The organism is Luteibacter sp. (genome assembly GCF_009912395.1).
Lineage (GTDB): Bacteria > Pseudomonadota > Gammaproteobacteria > Xanthomonadales > Rhodanobacteraceae > Luteibacter.
The window spans coordinates 195,579-216,549 of record NZ_WNDO01000002.1 but is presented as its reverse complement, the minus strand read 5'-3'; the positions used below and the strand labels follow the sequence as shown (position 1 = coordinate 216,549).

General features: G+C 65.8%; 14 protein-coding genes, 1 pseudogene and 1 riboswitch. Of the genes and pseudogenes, 7 read left to right on the top strand and 8 right to left on the bottom strand.

Translation table 11 applies throughout. The annotated features are described in order from the left end of the window. The first annotated feature begins 3 nt into the window (after positions 1–3). The 6 genes and pseudogenes from GAK28_RS03435 to GAK28_RS03405 all read left to right on the top strand — a co-directional run bounded on the left by GAK28_RS03435 (position 4) and on the right by GAK28_RS03405 (position 7,908). The gene (locus GAK28_RS03435; protein WP_291775131.1) at positions 4–1,710 is read left to right on the top strand and encodes a hypothetical protein; all 1,707 of its coding nucleotides are present in this window, start codon (positions 4–6) and stop codon (positions 1,708–1,710) included. Continuing rightward, a complete protein-coding gene (locus tag GAK28_RS03430; protein ID WP_291775129.1) occupies positions 1,711–2,508 on the top strand; it encodes a phage BR0599 family protein in 798 nt (265 codons plus the stop codon). Between the two features lie 12 nt (positions 2,509–2,520). After that, positions 2,521–2,751: a hypothetical protein gene (locus tag GAK28_RS03425; RefSeq protein WP_291775127.1), complete on the top strand. Its 231-nt coding sequence runs from the start codon at positions 2,521–2,523 to the stop codon at positions 2,749–2,751. Continuing rightward, complete coding sequence (locus GAK28_RS03420; RefSeq protein WP_291775125.1) at positions 2,748–2,972, top strand: hypothetical protein; 225 nt, start codon at positions 2,748–2,750, stop codon at positions 2,970–2,972. Before GAK28_RS03425 ends, GAK28_RS03420 begins: the two co-directional genes overlap by 4 nt. Positions 2,973–5,160: 2,188 nt before the next feature. Further along, a pseudogene (locus tag GAK28_RS03410) lies at positions 5,161–6,870 on the top strand (discoidin domain-containing protein); the annotation flags it as partial. Positions 6,871–7,599: 729 nt separating this feature from the next. Beyond that, the gene (locus GAK28_RS03405) at positions 7,600–7,908 is read left to right on the top strand and encodes a hypothetical protein (RefSeq protein WP_291775123.1); all 309 of its coding nucleotides are present in this window, start codon (positions 7,600–7,602) and stop codon (positions 7,906–7,908) included. Positions 7,909–8,438: 530 nt separating this feature from the next. Here GAK28_RS03405 and GAK28_RS03400 read toward each other — a convergent pair. The 5 genes from GAK28_RS03400 to carA all read right to left on the bottom strand — a co-directional run bounded on the left by GAK28_RS03400 (position 8,439) and on the right by carA (position 16,319). Continuing rightward, positions 8,439–9,251: an SAM-dependent methyltransferase gene (locus tag GAK28_RS03400; RefSeq protein ID WP_291775121.1), complete on the bottom strand. Its 813-nt coding sequence runs from the start codon at positions 9,249–9,251 to the stop codon at positions 8,439–8,441. Between the two features lie 9 nt (positions 9,252–9,260). Further along, positions 9,261–10,901 (bottom strand): OFA family MFS transporter, encoded by a 1,641-nt coding sequence (locus tag GAK28_RS03395; protein ID WP_291775120.1) that lies wholly within the window; start codon positions 10,899–10,901, stop codon positions 9,261–9,263. A 520-nt stretch (positions 10,902–11,421) separates the two neighbouring features. Then, positions 11,422–11,904: a transcription elongation factor GreA gene (gene greA, locus GAK28_RS03390; RefSeq protein ID WP_291775118.1), complete on the bottom strand. Its 483-nt coding sequence runs from the start codon at positions 11,902–11,904 to the stop codon at positions 11,422–11,424. Next, positions 11,901–15,128, bottom strand: coding sequence for a carbamoyl-phosphate synthase large subunit (gene carB, locus GAK28_RS03385; RefSeq protein ID WP_291775115.1), 3,228 nt, complete (start codon positions 15,126–15,128; stop codon positions 11,901–11,903). Before carB ends, greA begins: the two co-directional genes overlap by 4 nt. Before the next feature lie 51 nt (positions 15,129–15,179). Next, positions 15,180–16,319, bottom strand: coding sequence for a glutamine-hydrolyzing carbamoyl-phosphate synthase small subunit (gene carA / locus GAK28_RS03380; protein ID WP_291775113.1), 1,140 nt, complete (start codon positions 16,317–16,319; stop codon positions 15,180–15,182). A gap of 217 nt (positions 16,320–16,536) precedes the next feature. Between carA and GAK28_RS03375 the strand changes: the two genes are divergently transcribed. Further along, a complete protein-coding gene (locus GAK28_RS03375; RefSeq protein WP_291775111.1) occupies positions 16,537–17,220 on the top strand; it encodes a 2OG-Fe(II) oxygenase in 684 nt (227 codons plus the stop codon). A gap of 91 nt (positions 17,221–17,311) precedes the next feature. On the opposite strand, the gene GAK28_RS03370 is transcribed toward GAK28_RS03375, so the two are convergent. From GAK28_RS03370 to dnaJ, 3 genes are all read right to left on the bottom strand, one after another. After that, on the bottom strand, positions 17,312–18,319 hold the full coding sequence (locus GAK28_RS03370) for a sodium:calcium antiporter (protein WP_291775109.1): 1,008 nt from the start codon (positions 18,317–18,319) through the stop codon (positions 17,312–17,314). 65 nt (positions 18,320–18,384) lie between these two features. Next, a riboswitch (yybP-ykoY riboswitch) is annotated at positions 18,385–18,536 on the bottom strand. 208 nt (positions 18,537–18,744) lie between these two features. After that, positions 18,745–19,539, bottom strand: a complete 795-nt coding sequence (gene dapB / locus GAK28_RS03365; protein ID WP_291775107.1) for a 4-hydroxy-tetrahydrodipicolinate reductase — start codon at positions 19,537–19,539, stop codon at positions 18,745–18,747. A 277-nt stretch (positions 19,540–19,816) separates the two neighbouring features. Then, complete coding sequence (dnaJ, locus tag GAK28_RS03360) at positions 19,817–20,950, bottom strand: molecular chaperone DnaJ (protein WP_291775105.1); 1,134 nt, start codon at positions 20,948–20,950, stop codon at positions 19,817–19,819. Positions 20,951–20,971: the final 21 nt, after the last annotated feature.

The window sequence follows — 20,971 nt, the reverse complement described above, 5'->3', positions numbered from 1 at the left end:
GCGATGGCCGCGCTAACCGCCATCCTGCCGCAAGCCCTTCAAGGCGGCTTGCTCAATCCAGCGCTGTCGCCGGCGATGCATGGCTTTGCCACCGACTACTGGCCGCCGCACGAGTCGTCCTTGCCGACGCCGTCGCCGACCACCGTGACCTCGCAGCTGCCGGTCTCGGCGGCGCCGCGCGCGCTGACCTCGGTCCCGGTGTCGCACTACCTGACCGATTACTACGACCGCGTCCACGTGGCGCCGGCGGTGCTGGACGTGGGCAACCTGGCTACCACGCAAACCCGTTCGCTCTACGTGTGGAATGCCTGGCGCGATCGGCCGCTGACCTTGCGCCAGGTCGACGCGCAGAACGCGGACGGCATCGACATCGCCGCGCCCTCAGCGTTGCCAATCGCGTTCGCGCCTTTGCAGTCGCGGACCTGGACGGTGGCGGTCGGCCCTAACGGCCCTCCGACCATCAACGCGCGGTTGCGTTACACCTTCGATGATGGCGAGGTGCCAGTCGCCTCCGTCGTTGGAGTGCGCCTGATCGCGTGGATGATTCCGCCGGATTGGTCCGATGGCATCACCGAAACGCTGTCCTGGTTGAACGACGTGCAAACCGCCTACGACGGCACGCAAACACGCCTGGCTTGCCGTGAGACCCCGCGCCGGCAGTGGGAGTTCTCGGTAATTGGCGACGATGCGGGACGCCAGATCCTCGAGGCCGCGCTCTACGCCTGGACGGCACGCACCTGGGCGCTGCCGGTGTGGACGGATCTGCACTGGCTGCGCCAGGTGGTGCCGGCCGACACGAGCGTGATCGCAGTGGACACCACCGGCCGCGATTACGTCATCGACGGTCTGGCGGCAATCTGGGCAAGCCCATCCGAGTACGAGGTGATCGAGGTAGCCGAGGTCACCGCGCAAGGCATCGTCTTGAAGCACCCTACGCAGCGCGAGTGGCCCGTCGCCAGTCGCCTGTATCCGTGCCGCCCCGCCCAGCTCACCGAAGCCCCGTCGTTGTCGCGGCACACCAGTACGATCAGCGCTGCCCGCGTGCGCTTTCAGGCGGCGGCCCCCTGCGATTGGCCAGCTATCGCGCCAACGGCGCGCTACCTGGGATATCCCGTGCTCGAGGACCGGCCCAACGAAACTGGCGATCGCCCGGCCGGCTACGGCCGCCAGATGACGTGGATCGACAACGATGCCAGCACGCCATTGCTCTACGACACCACGAAGCTGCCGTGGATGACCCAGCGGCAGGATTGGGTGGTCAACGGCATCACTCGACGCACCGCGCACCGCAGCTTGCTGTACTGGCTCGCTGGGCGGGCGCAGGCGGTCTGGGTGCCGAGCTGGGCCGACGATCTCACCCTGACCACCGATGTGCTCGCCACCTCGACCGCGTTGACGGTGCGCTGGGTGGGTTACACGCGGTATCTGCAGGGTGGCCCCGGACGGCGTCACCTGCGCCTGGAGCTGGTCGACGGCACGGTGTACTACCGCCGCGTCACCGCCTGGAGCGAGGCCGTCGACGGCACCGAGCAGTTGGCGATCGATACGCCGTTCGGCGTGGCGATCGACCGGCGTCGGGTACGCCAAGTCAGCTGGATGATGCTGGCGACCTTGAGCAGCGACGTCGTCGAGATCCAGCACACCCACGACATCGAAGGCACGGCCAAGGCGGCGGCCACGTTTGCCGCCGTGCCGCGCGAGGAACCGTAAATGAGCCTGTTTTCCCGCTACAGCGAGTGGTACCACTTCGCCCGAGGCCCGCAGATCTGGGGCTACACCTCCGACAGCACGCCGATCGTCTACGGCGGCGTGGCCTATCAGTCGGCGCCGATCAAGCGCGGCAAGCTGAGCGAAAGCACCGACGCGGGGCGCAACACGCTGGATCTGGACGTGCCCACGGCGTTGCCGGTGCTGGATCAGTTTCGCGGCACCTCGCCGATGGGCCACGTCCACCTGCTGCTCTACCGTCGGCGCAAAGGCGCCGAGGCAGTGGAGATCCGTTGGCAGGGCGCGATCGGCAGCGTCCAGTTCAAGCCCAAAGGCATCACCATGATCCATTGCCTGCCGCCGACCGCGCTGCTGTCGACCAACGGCCTCAACCGGCGCTGGACCAAGCAATGCGATCGCGTGCTGGGCAGCGCCGGCCTGGGCGAGTGCAACGTCGATCTGGAACGGTTCCGCATCGACGCCACGATCATCGACGTCGCCGGCCGCGTGGTCACGGCGGCCGCCTTTGGAAGCAAGCCCGACGGCTGGTTCACCGCCGGCGAGCTGGTCTGGACGACGCCCAACGGCGGCCAGGAACGGCGTTTCATCACCGAGCACAAAGGCACCTCGCTCACCCTGCTGACGCCGGCGTTGCTGGCCACGGGCACGGTGGTCGCCAGCTACCCGGGCTGCGACCACACGATGGCCACTTGCGACACCACTTTCGGCAACAGCCCCAACTACGGCGGCCAGCTCAACAAGCCCACCAAGAATCCCTACGGCAACGAGCCAATCTACTGAGGCAATACGAATATGTGGGTCTATTGGGTCCTTCTCATCCTCGTCACCGTTTTGTCCATCGCGATGGCGCCCAGGCCGAAGAACGCCAAGCCGCCGTCATTGGAGGATTTCAGCGACATGCCTGGCGTGGAGGATGGTGTAGAAATCACCGACGTTGGCGGTATGGCCTGGATCCCGAACAGCAACATGCTGTGGTACGGCAACCTGCGCACCACACCGATCAAGGCCAAGGGGGGCAAATGACCATCCGCGTCACCGTCGCGCACGCGCGTCAGGCCAAGCTGGGCGGCCCCGGGGTGCTGTGTGCCCCGGGTATTCGCGGTTGGTGCGAGCAGCATGGCATCGACCTGCAGGCGTTTCTGGACGAAGGGCTGCCGATTGAGCAACTCGAGGCGATTGACGACGCCTACGCGCAGCGCGTCGCCGCGATCGCACGCGCGGATGCGGAGGTGAGCTGTGGGTAAGAGCAGCAAGCCGACCATCGGCTACTGGTACTGGATGACCGAGCATTTCGGCGTCTGTTATGGGCCGGTCGACGGGATTTACGAGATCAAGGGCGGCGGCCGCACGGCGTGGACGGGTGAGGTGACGACGAGCCAGGCCGTCCGTATCAACGCCAGCAACCTGTACGGCGGCGAGAAGAAAGAGGGCGGCGTCAATGGCCGCCTGGCGATCTACATGGGCGAGCCGGACCAGGCGCCCCCGCCCGAGCTGGTCGGCCTCTTGGGGGCGCCGCAGCCGGCCTATCGCGGTCTGTTAACCCTGGTCTTCGACGGCATCGTCGGCGCCATGAATCCTTACATCAAGCCGCTGAGTTTTAGGGTCGGCCGCTGGCTGAAGGGGTGGCGCACGCCGGTGTGGGAACCCGATCTGTGCCGCATCGACAAGGGCATGAATCCCGCGCACTACATCTATCGCATGTACACCGATCCGGTGACTGGCATGGGTCAGGACGCAGCGGTGCTGGATCTGGACCGCATGCGCGAAGCGGCGGTCATTTTGAAGAATGAGGGCTTGGGTCTGGTGCTTAAGTGGACCCGCCGCGATGTGCTCAACGGCATGGTGAATGAGATTTGCAACCACGTCGGCGGGGAGATGTCCTACGACCCACGCACCGGCAAGCAGTTCCTCCGCCTCTATCGCGGTGGCTACGACGCCACGGCCCTGCCACTGCTCGACGAAAGCAACATCCTGGAGCTGACCAGCCACGAGCAGTCCACGATCTACGGCGCCGTCAACTCGATCACGATGACGTATCACAACGCCGACACCGACAAGGACGAGTCGAGGACGGTGACCAACCCGGCCAATATCCGAGCGCAGGGCCAGACGATCGACAAGCCGCTCAACTACCCTGGCCTGTGGTCGTCTGCGCTCGCTATCCAGGTCGCGATGCGCGAACTGAACGCGGTCAGTAGCCTGCCGGCGCGCGGCAAGCTCAAGCTGCCCGCGCCGATGCTGGCGGTGGTTAATGGCCAGCTGCAGGAGATCGACCTCATCAAGGGCGACGTGGTCGCCTTCAGCTGGAAAGAGCTGAACCTGGTCCGGTTGCCGATTCGTGTGCTCGAGATCGAGCGCGGCACCTGGAGCGACAACGCGATCATCGTCAGCTACACCACAGACGTGAACGCGATGCCGACGCAGAGCTACGTCGGCGATCAGCCAACGCAGTGGGTCGAGCCGGACACTCGTCCGCAGCCAGTGCCTGCGCAGCGTCTGGTCGAGGCCAGCTACCGCGACCTGGCCGGCACGCTGCGCGATGCCGACCTCGCCGCGCTAAGCGCCAACAGCGGCCACGTCGGCAGCCTGGGCGTCCGGGCCAGCGGGGTGGCCTACAACTACACCCTCACCACGCGCGTGGGCGACAACGGCGCCTTTGTCGAACAGGGTTCGGGCGATTTCGCCCCCACCGGGCTGTTGCCGGCCATCGTGCCGGCGTCGGTGGAACCCATCGTCGCCGTGCTGACCTCAACCCGCGATCTGGATCAGGTCGCGGTCGGTACCGAGGCGCTCATCGATGACGAGGTGTTGCGAGTGGACGCCATCGACGCCACCACGGGCGCGGTCACACTGGCTCGCGGTTGTGGCGATACGTTGCCCGCCGCGCACAACGCCAATGCGCGGGTCTGGTTTACGGACTTCTTTACCGGCGCGGACGCGACCGAGTACCTGGCTGGCGAAACCATCCAGGCCAAGCTGCTGACCCGCACGGGCCAGGGCGAGCTGGATGAGGCCCTGGCGCCAATCGCGTCGCTGACGCTGGCACGCCGCCAGGCACGGCCGTATCCGCCAGCGGACCTCAAGGTAGGCGGCCAACGCTCCGTGCTTCAGGTGATCGGTCCCATCGACCTGAGTTGGTCGCACCGTGACCGCAAGGCGCAGCGGGATCAGCTCGTCGACGCGACGCAGCCATCGATCGGCCCCGAGCCTGGCACGACCTACACCGTACGCACCTACCTCGGCAGCATCTTGGTGCACACGCGTGAAGGCATTGCCGGTGCAAGCTATTCGGCGAACCTGGCGACCAATGGCCCGGCGCGGGTCGAAGTGGTATCGGTGCGTGACGGGTTGTCGTGCATGCAGGTGGCGACCACTTCGTTCGTTTACGTCGCCGTCCTCCACGTCACCGGCCGCGCGCCGAGCGGTCGAGTGGGCTACGCCTACAGCTACCGCTACACGGCGGCCGGTGGCGTTGCCCCCTATCGCTGGTCGATTGCGTCCGGGCAGCTGCCGGCCGGCCTCACACTGGATGTGGATACCGGACGCCTCTCCGGGACACCCACGGCGGAGTCGCAGGCCTCGTTTGTGATCTCGGTGACCGATGGATCGGACCAGGTGGTGACGCTCGCCGACACGATAAGCATCGCCTCGTCCACGGCCTCGATCGGCCGCTATTGGCGCGTGCTGGTGCTCGCAAACAACGGCGATCAGTACACCTCCATCTGCAAGCTCCGGTTCCTGGATGTCGCCGGCAACAGCCTTACGTCTCCAGCGGACGCCGACGCACGAGCGTCCGCCGACAGCACCGCGAACACCCAGAACCCCGCCGCCAATGCCTTCGGCACGGACCTTGGCAAGAAGTGGACAGCCCAGCCCGTGGCCCCGCCGCATTGGCTGCAATGGGACTTCGGTGTGTCGACGCCCGTGTACGGCATCGAGATCGTCGGCCAGTACAGCGGTGGTGACCTGGCCGACGCCGCCGTGCGGGACTTCGTCTTGCAGGTCAGCGACGATGCGCAACGATGGACCGACGTCATCAGCGTCAAGGGCCAGACCGGCTGGGGCGCGGCAGAAGCGCGGCGGTTCAATGCGGCCCGTCCAGCGCTTACGCCGTATGAGCAGGCGGTCCTGTCGCAGTCGCCCCTTGTATTCATCCCCTGCAACGACCCAGAGGGCAGCGTCGCGTCCGATATCAGCGGCTACGAGCGGCATGGTGCCTATCCGGCGAATGCCCAGCTGGCAGCGCCTAGCCTCTTCGCTGGCGGTGCCCGCTCGGTGCGCTTGCCTGGTGGCGCGCTGACCATCCCGTATGGCGCGTGGCAGGACTTGACGGGTGACTTCACGCTCATCATTGGCGCGTCGATCGCGGCGCCAGGCGCGGACACCGGTAACTATCCCAAGCTGATCGCGAAGTTCGTCGCGGCCAGCAACGGCCTGGCGACCTATCTGCTCCAGGCCCAGAAGAGCGACGGCCACCTGGTAGGCCGTGTCAGCACGCCGTCGACGTCTTACAACGACGTGTCGACCGCCGTATCGGTGATGGACGCCCAGGCGCGGCTGATCGTGTTGCGGCGGGCAGGTAACGATCTGTCGTTGCTCGTGGACAACGTCAAGGTCTCGTCGGTGGCGGTGTCGGGACCTGTATCCGTGGCACCCAATGGCATCCAGATCGGCGGCAGCGGCACGACCGATGGTATCGACGCCAGCGTGATGTGGTTCTCGCTGCATGCGGCCGCACTGTCGGATCGCGTACTGACTGGACTCGCACAGTTGACCGCGCCTCCCCAGACCGGCCACCGGTATTGGCGAGTGATGGTCGAAGCGACCGCCGGCGCCAACGTCAGCCTGGCGCAGGTCGAATTTCTTGGCGCCAGGAACGCCCCGATCGTTGCGCTGGGCGGCACGCCCACGGCCAGCGCGGCACTCTCTGGCTACGGCGCCGACAAGGCGTTCGACGGATCAGGGTCAGGCAAATGGGCCTCGGGCAAGTCCGCGCCGCAATGGGTGCAGTACGACTTCGGCGAGGGCGTCAAACCGGATGTGCAGGGCGTGGCGATCACAGCGCCGCGCGAAGGCGGCGCCGACGAAGCGCCGGCTGCGCTCCGGGTGCAGTGGAGTGACGACGGTGATCAATGGACCGACCTGGTCTCGACGTCAGGCATCGCGTCCTGGAGCCTGGGTGAGCGACGTGCATTCTGCAAGGACGGTCACCGCTATTGGCGTTTGTACGTCACCAAGATCGGCAACATGGGACAGCGGTACTTCGCGCTGGGTGCGGCGGGCCTTCTGTTGCAGGCCGGCGAGGCCGAAGATGCTGCGATGACCCGTGGTGACAAGCCCTACGCCGCATCCAATCCGCTGCAGGGCGCGTCTTACGTGTGGCATGACACCAGCGGCGTCGGTTCCAACGCCTTTACGTTCGCGGATGGCGGCATGTCGACCACTGGGCCGTGGTGGTTGTCGGTCGACCTCTTGGCTGGCACCAGGTTCGTGCCCGCCGAGCTGTGGCTGTATGCACAGCCCCACACGCCTGATAACACCGATCGCGCGCCGGTCGACTTCGTGGTGCAGTGGTCCGACGACAACCAGGCGTGGACGGATTACAAGCCTTTCAGCGGCGTGTCGCTGCCCTGGACCGTGGGTACCGCCTACCGGTTCTCGACGACGCTCTAGTAATCGGGGCACCGGGCTGTTGACGCAGCCCGGCCCTAGCTGGGACGTCCAGGCCGAGCCGGCGGGACTGGTTTTATGGGGGGCGGACGGCGGCGATGGCCGGAGCGGCCCTGCTCAACCTCGGCTATGCTGCCGTCCCACGGATGAAATCACACAGGGTGAGCTATGCGACATTCGCGATTCTTGATAGCGGCGTTGATGCTCGGACTCTCGGCGTGCGCCACCGTCGAGACCGGCCATGCCATTGATCCGGCTGCACAGGCCCGCCTGAAGGTCGGGGTCACAACGATCGAAGAAGCGAAGGCTTGGTTTGGCGAGCCATCCCAGGTTCGGCGCCATTCGAACGGTGAAGTCGGGCTGATTTACGTCCATGTGAAGTCCCGCATTAATGGGTTCACGGGGAACGGAGATAGTGGTAGTGAAGGGCTGGCTATGGAGTTCGGGCCTGACGGCAAGCTGGAGCGCTTTCAGACGACCAGCGGCCCTACCTCCGTTCGCGCCAGGTGATATCCAAGGGCAGCCAGGGAGGCCTCTCCGACTGCTGGGAGGTCTTTTCCTGTCTGCCCCTTCCGCGTCGCTTTTTCCGCCTGGGCGGGGTCTTTAACCGCGCTTTGAGCCGCTAATAAAGGGCCGTTAAAGTGGCCGTCCCGCGCCTTCCAGCGCTTCGCAAATCAAGAGGCCCGATTTTGCAGACCAAGTGGCCGCTTACATCGAAGTAGACGCCGTGTCCCATCAACACCCGCAGGGTGTCGCCATCGCGGGCCTTGAGTGCCCGTGTCGTAGACGGATCGAATCCAGCACGCTCCAATGCTTCGTCATACCCATCGCCGCGCGCACGGCGTAGCGACGCGTCACGACCGACGCGGGCCAGAAACTCGATGACATCGCCCATACCCGACACCCCCGGACGACAGCGACCCGGCGCCCAACCGCACGTCGCACCTCCCCTCGAGGACGATCGCAAGTCGATGATATCGCTTGCGCGACGCCCTGGAGTAGTAGGCCTTCTGGCCGGGACCCCAGGAATGTGAAGCCGATCAAGCGTCTGCGTCAAACGAAAGGGCCCGCAAGCGGGCGAGAATGTCCGGGGCTACCCGCAGGCTGGCGCAGGGCGGCACGGCGAGGGTGTAGCCCGTGCCGAAGTCCGCCGCAGGCAGCGCATGGAGCGGCACACGGACGATATGCGGCCCCTCCAACGGCAGGATCGGAGCCCGATACAGGATGACCTCATGCCCTTCGGGAAAGTCACGGCACAACACATCCACCAGGACCTGTCGGTACGCCGCACCGGTCTCCCGCCGCCCCAGGCTCAGATCGCCCACCAACCCGACCTGCCACAGGATGAGCCAGGCGGCGGCATCGATGCGCCGCTCATGCAGCAGGAACTGCGTGGCTTCGTAGTGCTGGCAACCGACACCGCCCGGATCGATGCCCAGGTCGGCATACAGGCAGTCCGATGCGGAAATGCCTGGCTCCATGTGCGCCGAATAGCCCTCGGCGAGCGCCTGGCGGATACACGCATGGGAAGCGGACACGAAGATGCCCGGATGACCGTAGAACACGGCACAGACCCGCCGCCCCGCCCTCACCTCCGCAAGGATGGCGTCCACCATGTGCGCATAGGTTTCCGTGCGCGGCTTGCCTTCGGCATAGAGCGGCTGAAGGCTGCGCACGTCCGGATGCATCGACGCGACCCAGCGTTCGACCATGGCGTCGGATACCGCCACGAAAATGACGTCCGCACCCTCGATTTCGCTGCGCGCCAGCGGTGTCAGATGCGAACCGAGTGTCATGCCGACACCCGCACAGACCAGACTTCCCCCCACCGAAGCACCCTCTCCCCCTACCATCGATGTCCGTTATAGCAGCGCGGCGGCCTTCTGCAAGGCGATCCAGACACCGATCAGGAAAGGTATGCCCACCGCGAGCCACGCAACGAGTCCGAGCGCGCCGAACGGTCCGCGCGCGGCGGCGGCCAGCGCGGCCTCGGAGGCTTGCGCCTCGTGCTGCAGCGAGCGCTCCTTGCGCAGCCGCTCCTCACTCATGTGATGGCGCGGATCCACGGGACGCACCAGCAGGTTGCAGATCAGTCCGACCAGCAGCAGGCCCGCGAGGATGTAGAGCGTGCGGTCATAGACGAGGTTCTTCGCCACGCCGGCGCCAAGCTGCGATTCGCGAATGCTGGCGATCAAGACCGGTCCGATAACACCCGCCACCGACCAGGCCGTGAGCAGGCGTCCGTGGATGGCACCGACCATCTGGGTCCCGAAGATATCCGCCAGATACGCGGGCACGGTGGCGAAGCCGCCGCCGTACATCGACAGGATCACGCAAACGGTGATCACGAACAGTGCCGCCATGCCGTAGTGACCAAGGCTGGGCAAGAGGCAGTAGAGCGAGATGCCGAGGACGAAGAAGATGACGTAGGTGAACTTACGCCCCAGGATGTCGGAGGCCGATGCCCAGAACAGGCGACCGACGCTGTTGAACAGGCTGACCAGGCCCACCAGGCCGGCGGCCGCGGCGGCGATCGCCGCTTTCTGGGCGACGCTTAGCTCGGTAGTCGGGTCCACGCCCAGCAAGCGACCGCCGAAGACATCCTGCAGCATCGGGCTCGCCATCGAGATCACGCCGATACCCGCCGTGACGTTCATGCAAAGCACGCCCCAGATGAGCCAGAACTGCGGTGTTTTCCAGGCCTGGTCGAGGTGCACATGCCCTCGCGTCACCATCGGCGCCGCCTTGGTATGCGTGTCCGGCTGCCAACCGATCGGCTTCCATCCCGCTGGCGGCACGCGGAAGCCGAAGGCGCCCAGCGACATGACCACGAAGTACAGGACACCCATCGTGGCGAGGGTCGCCGCAACGCCAGCCACTTCGCCCTGACGGAACACGTCCATGAGCTTCACGGCGATCGGCGCGCCGATCATGGCGCCGCCGCCGTAGCCCATGATGGCGAAGCCCGTGGCGAGTCCGCGCCGGTCGGGAAACCACTTGATCAGGGTGGAGACCGGCGTGATGTAGCCCAGGCCCTGCCCTATGCCTCCCAGCAGGCCGCAACCGAGGTAGACCAGCCAGAGCTGATGGATCGCCATGCCGATGCCGCCGATCACGAGGCCGCCGCCCCAGCAGCAGGCAGCGATGAAACCGGCCTTGCGCGGGCCCGCATGCTCCAGCCAGCCGCCCCAGATCGCGGCCGCCAGGCCCAGCATGGCGATGAAGGTCTCAAAGACGTGGTTGACCGAGGGCACCGTCCAGTTGCACATGGTCGTGGTGAGCTGGTCGAGGAAGCCTTGCGCGGCGCAGGTCGCGGCGTCCGCGCCTGGCACCAGCTTGGTCATGGGCAGCCAGAAGACCGAGAAGCCGTAGGCCATGCCGATGCAGAGATGAATGGCCAACGCGGCAGGTGGTACCAACCAGCGATTGAAGGATGGTCCCGCGATCGTGCGTTCGCGAGCCAGCGGCCCAGCGACATGTCCGTCCACCCGTCCAGCGCCCATACCCACCCCCGCAGATTGGTTGCCCCGCCTGCATCTTAAACGCCTGACTGCCGATTTCCAGTAGGTCGCCCCAATGTCTGCGAGGGTCGGAAAAGCACGGTCCCGGCGTTTCGCTTCGCCCGGGCTCACCGCGCTAGGCCCCTGCTTTCGCGGGAGCGACGAGCGGGCGAATGCGTTGCCCGCACACGATCCGAAGAAGCGTTATCGCGTTGCGGGTGAACCGATGCGGTGGGTACCGGCCTGCGCCGGTACGACGGGGCACGTCGCACCGGCGCAGGCCGGTGCCTACGGCGAAGCCTGGGGTTATCGCGAATGGCGTGTCACACCGCTTGGTCCAGCTATAGCCGTTGCCTGAGCAAGAACGACGGAGGTTACCCCCCCGCTTGCGACCACCCACCTACCGTCATTCCCGCGAACGCGGGAATCCAGTGCCTCGGTCCGCGGTTATCGCGACACGCTGTCGCCGCAAAAAAAACGCCCCTCAAGGGGGCGTTTTCAGTCACCAGGCGACGCGGCGGAATCAGCTGTACCGCACGCCCTTGATCTCGTAGCTCTTCACGCCGTTCGGCGCCGTGAAGTCGAACTCGTCGCCTTCGCTCTTGCCGATCAGCGCACGCGCGATCGGCGAGGACACCGCGATCAGGTTCTTCTTGATGTCCGCTTCCACGTCGCCCACGATCTGGTAGGTGACTTCGGCCTCGGAGTCCAGGTCCACCAGTTCGACGATCGCACCAAACACGATGCGCGAACCGACCGCAAGACGCTCGGTGTCGATGACCTCGGAGTTCGACAGCGCGGCCTCCAACTCGGCGATGCGACCTTCGTTGAAGCCGTGTTCCTCGCGTGCGGCGTGGTACTCGGCGTTCTCCTTCAGATCGCCATGAGCACGAGCCTCGGCGACCGCGGCGATGATCGCCTGGCGCTTCGGGCCCTTGAGGTGCTCAAGCTCGGTGCGCAGGCGGTCTGCGCCCTTCTGGGTCATGGGTGGACGTGTGCTGCTCATGCATGAAGCTCCTTGTGCAGTTCCTGCAGGCTGTTCACTTCCGGATCGGTATGGAAGTCGAGCGAATGCACGAGGGCACGCGCGCCTGCGACGGTCGTGGAATACGTGACGCGCTGTTGCAAGGCTTCGCGACGGATCGAGAAGGAGTCCGAGATGGCCTGCTTGCCTTCCGTCGTGTTGACGATGTAGACGACTTCGCCGTTCTTGATGAGATCGACGATGTGCGGACGACCTTCGAGCACCTTGTTGATGCGCTCGCAAGCGATGCCGTTGTCCTGGAGGAACGTGGCAGTGCCAGCCGTGGCGACGACGACGTAGCCGCGCGCGGCGACGTCCTTCGCGATCGGCAGCAGGCGGTCCTTGTCGGCGTCACGCACCGACATGAACACCTTGCCCTTCGGCGGCGCCTTGATGCCGGCAGCTTCGTGGCTACGCGCGAACGCGGCACCGAAGGTGCGGCCCACGCCCATCACCTCGCCGGTGGAGCGCATCTCGGGACCGAGGATCGGGTCCACGTTCTGGAACTTCAGGAACGGGAAGATCGCTTCCTTCACCGAGTAGTACGACGGGATGATTTCCTTCGTCGCGCCCTGCTTCACCAGCGAGCTGCCGGCCATGGCGCGCGCGGCGATCTTCGCCAGCGACATGCCCGTGGCCTTGCACACGAACGGCACCGTACGCGAGGCGCGCGGGTTCACTTCGAGGATGAACACCTCGTCGCCCTGGATGGCAAACTGGGTGTTCATGAGGCCGATGACCTTCAGCTCCTGCGCCATCAGCTTCACCTGGCGACGCATTTCGTCCTGCACTTCCTGCGAGAGCGAGTACGGCGGCAGCGAGCACGAGGAGTCGCCCGAGTGCACGCCGGCTTCCTCGATGTGCTCCATGATGCCGCCCACGAGCACGTTGCCCTCGGCATCGGCGACGATATCGACGTCCACTTCCACGGCGTGGTCGAGGAAGCGGTCGAGCAGCACCGGCGACTCGTTGGACACCTGCACGGCTTCGCGAATGTAGCGCGAGAGGTCGGCGTCGGCGTAGACGATCTCCATGGCGCGACCGCCAAGCACGTAGCTCGGGCGCACCACCAGCGGGTAGCCGATCTCGCGGGCCAGCGCCAGCGCCTCGTCGGCATTGCGCGCGGTACGGTTCGGCGGCTGCTTGAGATCCAGCTTCTGGATCATCTTCTGGAAGCGCTCACGGTCTTCCGCCAGGTCGATCGAGTCGGCGCTGGTGCCGATGACCGGCACGCCGGCGGCTTCGAGGGCACGGGCAAGCTTGAGCGGGGTCTGGCCGCCGTACTGCACGATGACGCCCTTCGGCTTCTCGAGGTCGACGATCTCCAGCACGTCTTCCAGCGTCAGCGGCTCGAAGTACAGGCGGTCGGAGGTGTCGTAGTCGGTGGAGACGGTTTCCGGATTGCAGTTGACCATGATGGTTTCGAAACCATCCTCGCACAGGGCGAGCGCCGCGTGCACGCAGCAGTAGTCGAACTCGATGCCCTGGCCGATGCGGTTCGGACCGCCACCCAGGACGATGATCTTGTCCTTGTCGGTCGGGTTGGCTTCGCACTCTTCCTCGTACGTGGAATACATGTACGCGGTGGTGGTGGCGAATTCGGCGGCGCAGGAGTCGACGCGCTTGTACACCGGGCGCACGCCCAGCGTGCGACGCAGGTGACGCACCGCGGCTTCGTCGGTACCGACCAGTTCGGCCAGACGCGCGTCGGCAAAGCCCATGCGCTTCAGCTCGCGCATGCGCGGCTCGTCGAGCGCGGTGAGGCCCTGGCGCTGCACTTCGCCTTCGGTCATCACGATGTCTTCGAACGCGGCGAGGAACCACGGATCGATGCGGGTCAGATCGTGCACTTCTTCCAGCGACAGGCCGGCGCGGAAGGCATCGGCGACGTGGAACACGCGATCCGGGCGCGGCTCGCGCAGTTCGCGTTTGAGCGTCTGGAAGCCTTCTTCGCTGCCGATGTCCAGGCCGGTCGGGTTGAGGCCGGTCTTGCCGATCTCCAGGCCACGCAGGGCCTTCTGCATCGACTCGTGGAAGCTGCGGCCCATCGCCATCACTTCGCCCACCGACTTCATCTGGGTGGTGAGGCGCGCGTCGGCGGCCGGGAACTTCTCGAAGGCAAAACGCGGGATCTTGGTGACAACGTAGTCGATGGACGGCTCGAACGACGCCGGGGTGAGGCCACCGGTGATGTCGTTGCGCAGTTCGTCCAGCGTGTAGCCCACGGCGAGTTTGGCGGCGACCTTGGCGATCGGGAAGCCGGTGGCCTTGGACGCCAGCGCCGACGAACGCGACACGCGCGGGTTCATCTCGATGACGACGACGCGGCCATCCTCGGCGTTGATGCCGAACTGCACGTTCGAGCCGCCGGTATCCACGCCGATCTTGCGCAGCACCGCGATGGATGCGTTACGCAGGCGCTGGTATTCCTTGTCCGTGAGGGTCTGCGCCGGGGCGACGGTGATAGAGTCGCCCGTGTGCACGCCCATCGGGTCGAAGTTCTCGATCGAGCAGACGATGATGCAGTTGTCCGCCTTGTCGCGGACCACTTCCATCTCGAATTCCTTCCAACCCAGCACCGACTCTTCCACGAGCACTTCGTGCGTGGGCGAGAGTTCGAGGCCGCGGCCAACGATCTCGACGAATTCTTCCTTGTTGTAGGCGATGCCGCCACCCGAACCGCCCAGCGTGAAGCTGGGGCGGATGATGGTCGGGAAGCCGACGGTGGTCTGGATCTCGAGCGCCTGCTCCATCGAGCGGGCGACAGCGGCCTTCGGACAGTCCAGGCCGATGTCGGCCATGGCCTTGCGGAACAGGTCGCGGTCTTCCGCCATGCGGATGGCTTCGCGCGACGCGCCGATCAGCTCGACGCCGTACTTATCGAGCACGCCATTATCGGCGAGGTCGAGCGCGCAGTTGAGGCCGGTCTGGCCGCCCATCGTCGGCAGCACCGCGTCCGGGCGCTCCTTGGCGATGATGCGTTCGACGGTCTGCCAGTTGATCGGCTCGATGTACACCGCGTCGGCGGTGTCGGGATCGGTCATGATCGTCGCCGGGTTCGAATTGACCAGGACGACGCGGTAACCCTCTTCCTTCAGGGCCTTGCAGGCCTGGGCGCCGGAGTAGTCGAACTCACAGGCCTGGCCGATGACGATCGGGCCGGCGCCGATGATGAGGATGGTCTTGAGGTCGCTGCGCTTTGGCATGGTATGTCTCGCTAATCGAAGGCTGGATGGAAGGTGCGGGCGTGCGGCGTGTTACGCCTGCTTCGCCTTGTGCGCTTCCATCGCGGCGATGAACGTGTCGAACAGATAGCCGACGTCTTCCGGGCCCGGGCTGGCTTCCGGGTGGCCCTGGAAGCAGAACGCCGGGCGGTCGGTCAGGGCAAAGCCCTGGAGCGAGCCGTCGAACAGCGAGGTATGGGTGACGCGTACGTTGGCCGGCAGCGTCGCCGGATCCACCGCGAAACCGTGGTTCTGCGAGCTGATCAGCACGCGGCCGGTGTCGTGGTCCTTCACCGGATGGTTCGCGCCGTGGTGGCCGAACTTCATCTTCAGCGTCTTCGCGCCGATGGCGAGGGCCATGATCTGGTGGCCGAGGCAGATGCCGAACGTCGGGATCTTGGTGTCGAGGATCTGCTTGGTCGCCTCGATCGCGTAGTCGCAGGCGGCCGGGTCGCCCGGGCCGTTGGCGAGGAACACGCCGTCCGGGTTCATGGCGAGCACGTCGGCGGCCGGCGTCTGCGCCGGAACCACGGTGATGTCGACGCCGCGACCGGCGAGCAGGCGCAGGATGTTGCGCTTCACGCCGAAGTCGTAGGCGACCACGCGGAACTTCTTCGGTGCGTTGTAGAACGCCTGCTTGTCGAGGTCGTAGACGCCTTCCGACCACTGGTAGGTCTGCGCGGTGCTGACCACCTTGGCCAGGTCCATGCCGTTGAGGCCCGGGAAACCCTTGGCCTTGGCCACGGCGGCGTCGGCGTCGATGGCGTCGCCGGCCACGATGCAGCCGTTGAGCGCGCCCTTCTCGCGCAGGACGCGGGTCAGGCGACGCGTGTCGATGCCGGCGATGGCGACGATGTTGTGGCGCTCGAGGTAGCTCGGCAGGGATTCCTGGCTGCGCCAGTTGCTCGCCAGGCGGGGAACGTCGCGGACGATCAGGCCCGCCGCGTGGACGCGGTCGGCTTCGACGTCGACGTCGTTGGTACCGGTGTTGCCGATGTGCGGGTACGTCAGGGTGACGATCTGCTGGTTGTACGACGGGTCGGTCAGGATTTCCTGATAACCGGTCATGGCGGTGTTGAACACCACCTCACCGACGGTTTCACCGCGGGCACCGACCGCGTGGCCGTGAAAAACGCTGCCGTCTTCGAGAGCAAGCAGAGCAGGAGTACGCATGGGATGGCCGCCTTCAGGTGCAGCAAAGCCCGCAAGCCAGCGTGTAGCGGCTCGTGGGCCTTGGGGATAAGGAATCGTTGGGCGGGTACGAATGATAGGCCCGAAGGCCCTTTCTGTCCACCGTTTGAAGCGTGAACGAGAGTACACGATTTGTCGCTGGAACAGCGGTCTGACACGATACAATCCCGCTTGAGGTATCAACCGAGAACCGCCCGCCATGCTGCTCGACCCCGCCCGACTGGATCGTCCCGATACCGACATCCGGCACGAGCCGTTCTCGTTCATGATTGCCCACGGCCAGCTGCCCGACGAGGCGCGCTCCGAACTGGAGCGAGATTTCCCTCAGTACTCCAGCGCAGGGTTCTTTCCCTACGACGCCGGCGACTGCGGTCCGTCCGTGAACGAGCTGGTGCAGCAGATGACCTCGCGGGAGTTCTCGGCCGCCATCGGCCGCCACCTGGGCATCCAGGGGCTGGAAAACTACCCCACCCTGGTCACCCTCTGCCGCCTGCTCAACCGCCGCCACGGCACGATCCACACGGACAGCAAGTCGAAGATCGCCACGGCGCTGATCTACCTGAATCCCCTGTGGCCCGACACCAGCGACGGCTGCCTGCGCTTCCTGAACGCGATCGACAACATCGACGACACCGTGGTGCCGGAGCTGAAGCCGCTGTACGGCGAATTCGCCGTGTTCCGCCGCGCCGAGAACTCGTTCCACGGCCACCTGCCCTACGAGGGCGAGCGCCGGGTGATCCAGGTCGCCTGGCTCACCTCCGAGGAAGAGAAGAACCGCAAGACCAAGCGCGGCAAGTTCTCCCGGGTGTTCAAGAAGATTTTCGGCAAGCTCGATCGCCAGATGGGTGCCGATCGCGATCGGAATGCGTCGCATCGGGATTGAGGCGTCGCTTCGAACTGGTCGCGCGCAAGGCGCGCTCCTACAGGTCGGTTTGTGTAGGAGCGCGCCTTGCGCGCGACCGGGCTAAGCGCAATCACCCCCTCCCGAAATACCACCCCACAAACACCGCGAACACGCCATAAAGCAGCCCGATCGGCATCAGCCAACGGGCTTCCACGGCGCCGCGGCGGAACATCGCCCACAGCGCGATCACGGCCACGGCGGTGACGACACCCGCCACGATCAGCGGCGTATCGAATAGCCACGGCGTCGCGAAGAGCGCCAGCGAACTGGGAATGGTCGCCTGGATCATCATCGCGCCCGAGATATTGGCCAGTGCTAGCCGCTCCTTGCCCTGCCGCACCCAGATCAGCGCATTGACCGTTTCCGGCAGCTCCGTCGCCACCGGGCTCAGCACCAGGGCCACGATGTGCGGGGAAAGATGGAAGAACTCGCCGAATGCCTCGAGCTGCCAGACGAAGGTGCGCGACGCGATGGCGATCACGGCCAGGGCCAGGCCCGTTTGCAACATCACCCAGTTCATCGAGGGGTTGGCGTCATGGGGGCGGAAGGTCAGCGGCTCCAGTTCCTCGTCTTCCGGCGCGCTGGTGTCGTCGCGCATCTCGCGCCAGACATACAGGCCGTAGGCCAGCAGGAACAGCACGCCCAGCCACGGTTTCCAGGCGAAGGCGACGAGGCCCAGGCCCACCTTCACGACGAAGATTCCCAGGAACCAGGATTGGTCGCGGGCGAGGCGCTGGTTGTCGACACGCACCCGGGTATCGGGGCGATTCAAGCGCTTGCGGCCCAGATATAAAGCGAATCCGACCACCGCGTAGGCGATGGTGGCCAGCACGAGCGGGCCGCCCAACGCGGCACCCACGCCGATGTCCTTGGCCTCGGGCGTCTTGCCGAACATCACGGCGACGAAGGTCACCGCGCTTTCGGGAAGTGCCGTGCCGAAGGCGGCCAGCACGGTGCCGGTGGCCGTGGCGCCCAGGTTGAGCTTGCGCCCGAACCATTCGACGCCGTTGACGAAGTATTCGCAGGCGAAATAGATAGCCCCGGCGGAAACCAGGAAAAGGAAGCATGTCAGCAGCATGTTTCAAGGCACGGGCCGGGCGAGCGCGAAGAACCGATGGCACAACGACACCGCTCGCCCGGCCGGGTGAGCATGTCGATGGCCAAAGGTCTCGCCGGGCCGGCGACGCACCGCAGGTGCATCGCTACCGTTCGCGCCATGGGGCACAAGGCCGCCAAGTCTGTTGACGCGAACTCCTCAGGGGGAACGAGGATGGCTACTCCCCAATGACATCGCGGCGGATGCTAACACGATTTCAATGTCTGTAGGAGCGCGCTTGCGCGCGATGGGCCGGAGCGAGTGAGTCAGCCGCTGGCGCGGCCTGAAAGTCGCGACGCGCTGTAGGTGGCGCGACTTGCCCCGGGATCGCGCGCAAGCGCGCTCCTACAGGCCGCGATAGCGGCCGACTCACTTACCTCCGTACCGGTCGCGCGCAAGGCGCGCTCCTACACTTTGGCGGCGATCACGTCTTCGATGGTCCAGGCGCCGGGGGCGCGGCCGGCGATCCACGCGGCGGATTCGAGGGCGCCGCGGGCGAAGATCGAGCGATCGGTGGCACGGTGACCGAGTTCGACGCGTTCGCCCTGCCCCATCAGCAAGGCCTGGTGCTCGCCGACGATGTCACCGCCGCGCACGACCGCGAAGCCGATGGTGCCGGCCTTGCGGGCGCCAGGACGCCCCTCGCGGGAATAGACGGCCAGCTCCTCCAGCGTGGCGCCACGCCCGGCGGCGGCCGCATGACCCAGTGCCAGCGCGGTGCCCGAAGGGGCGTCCTCCTTGCGGCTGTGGTGGGCCTCGACGATGTCGAGGTCCCAGCCCGGCAGCGCCGCGGCCGCTTCGCGCAGCAGGCGCGTGAGCACGGCCACGCCAAGGCTGAAGTTGGCCGCACGCAGTACGGCGATGCGCTCGGCGGCGCGGGTCAGGCGGGCTTCCTGTTCGACGGAAAGGCCGGTGGTACCGGTGACCAGCGCCGCACCGCTCGCCTCGCAGTGATCGAGCGCCTGATCGAGACCTTCGGGACCACTGAAGTCGATCACCACGTCGATGCCCGACGCATCGTTCCAGGCGGAGAAGCGCAACGGCGAGACGTCACCGTAGACCGCCTTGCCCAGGCGCACGGATTTCGTCGAAACGATGGCCCGCACCAGTTCGAAACGTCCGTCTTCGCGCAACAGGTTGAGCAGCGCGAGACCCATGCGACCGGAGGCGCCGCTGATGGCAAGACGGATGGGGCGGGTCATGGGGAAAGCCTTCACTTCAATTCGGACGGCTATCGTAATGCCGCTGCACAGGCTTTTGTAGGAGCGCGCTTGCGCGCGATGGGCGGAGAGGTGAGTCGCAGGGCATAACGCGCCATGCTGCAAAGCGTGAACCGTAAACCGTGCGCTCGATGGGATGCCGCCCCACCGGCGCCCAATTCACGACTCCGGAACGGTCGCGCGCAAGCGCGCTCCTACAACAACAGCCGGGGTGCCGGGCGGTGTAGGAGCGCGCTTGCGCGCGATCACGGGTACGGAGTTAGGAGGTGACGCGGGACCAGAAGTCCTTGACGCCGTCCATGAAGCTGTTCGAGCGCGGCGTGTGCTTGGAGGCCTCTTCACCGACAAAGGTCGCTTCCAGCTGCTGCAGCAGTTCGCGCTGCTCCTTCGTGAGGCGAACCGGCGTCTCCACCACCACAGTGCAGATGAGATCGCCCGTGCGACCGCCACGCACCGACTTCACGCCGCGACCGCGCAGACGGAACTGGTGTCCGGTCTGTGTCTCCGGCGGCACGTTCACCGAGACCTCGCCTTCCAGCGTCGGCACCATCAGGTCCGTGCCAAGCGCCGCCTGGGCGAAGCGGATGGGCATCTCGCAGTAGAGGTCGGAACCGTCCCGCTGGAAGATCGCATGCTCGCGCACGCGCACTTCCACGTAGAGATCGCCCGCCGGCGAACCGGCCGGACCGGCTTCACCCTGCCCCGTGAGGCGAATACGGTCGCCGTTGTCGACGCCCGCCGGGATGCGCACCGACAGCGTGCGCTCTTCCTCGATGCGACCCTCGCCATGGCACTTCTTGCAGGGCTTGTCGATCTTCTGCCCCGAACCATGGCAGGTGGGGCACGCCTGCTGGATGGAGAAGATGCCGTTCTGCATGCGCACGCGGCCATGGCCGGCGCAGGTGGAGCACTTGGAAACCTTACCGTCTTCCGAGCCCGAACCATTGCAGTGGTGGCAGTTCACCTGGGTGGGAATCTGGATCTTCTTCTCGACGCCGAACACGGCTTCCTCGAGATCCAGGTCCATCATGTAGCGCAGGTCGGCGCCGCGACGCGCACGCTGACGTCCGCCGCCGCCACCGAAAATATCGCCAAAGATGTCGCCGAAGATGTCGCCGACGTCGCCGAAACCACCGGCGCCACCGCCACGACCGAAGCCACCGCCTTCGAAGGCGGCATGGCCGTACTGATCGTACGCTGCGCGCTTCTGCGCGTCGGAGAGTACGTCGTAGGCCTCCTTGGCTTCCTTGAATTTATCGATCGCCGCCGGATCGTCCGGATTGCGGTCGGGGTGGTACTTCATCGCGACGCGACGAAAAGTGGTCTTGAGGTCACCCTCGGTAACGGTGCGTTCCACACCGAGAATTTCGTAGTAGTCGCGCTTGGTGCTCATGTCACGCTTGCTTTCCCTGGA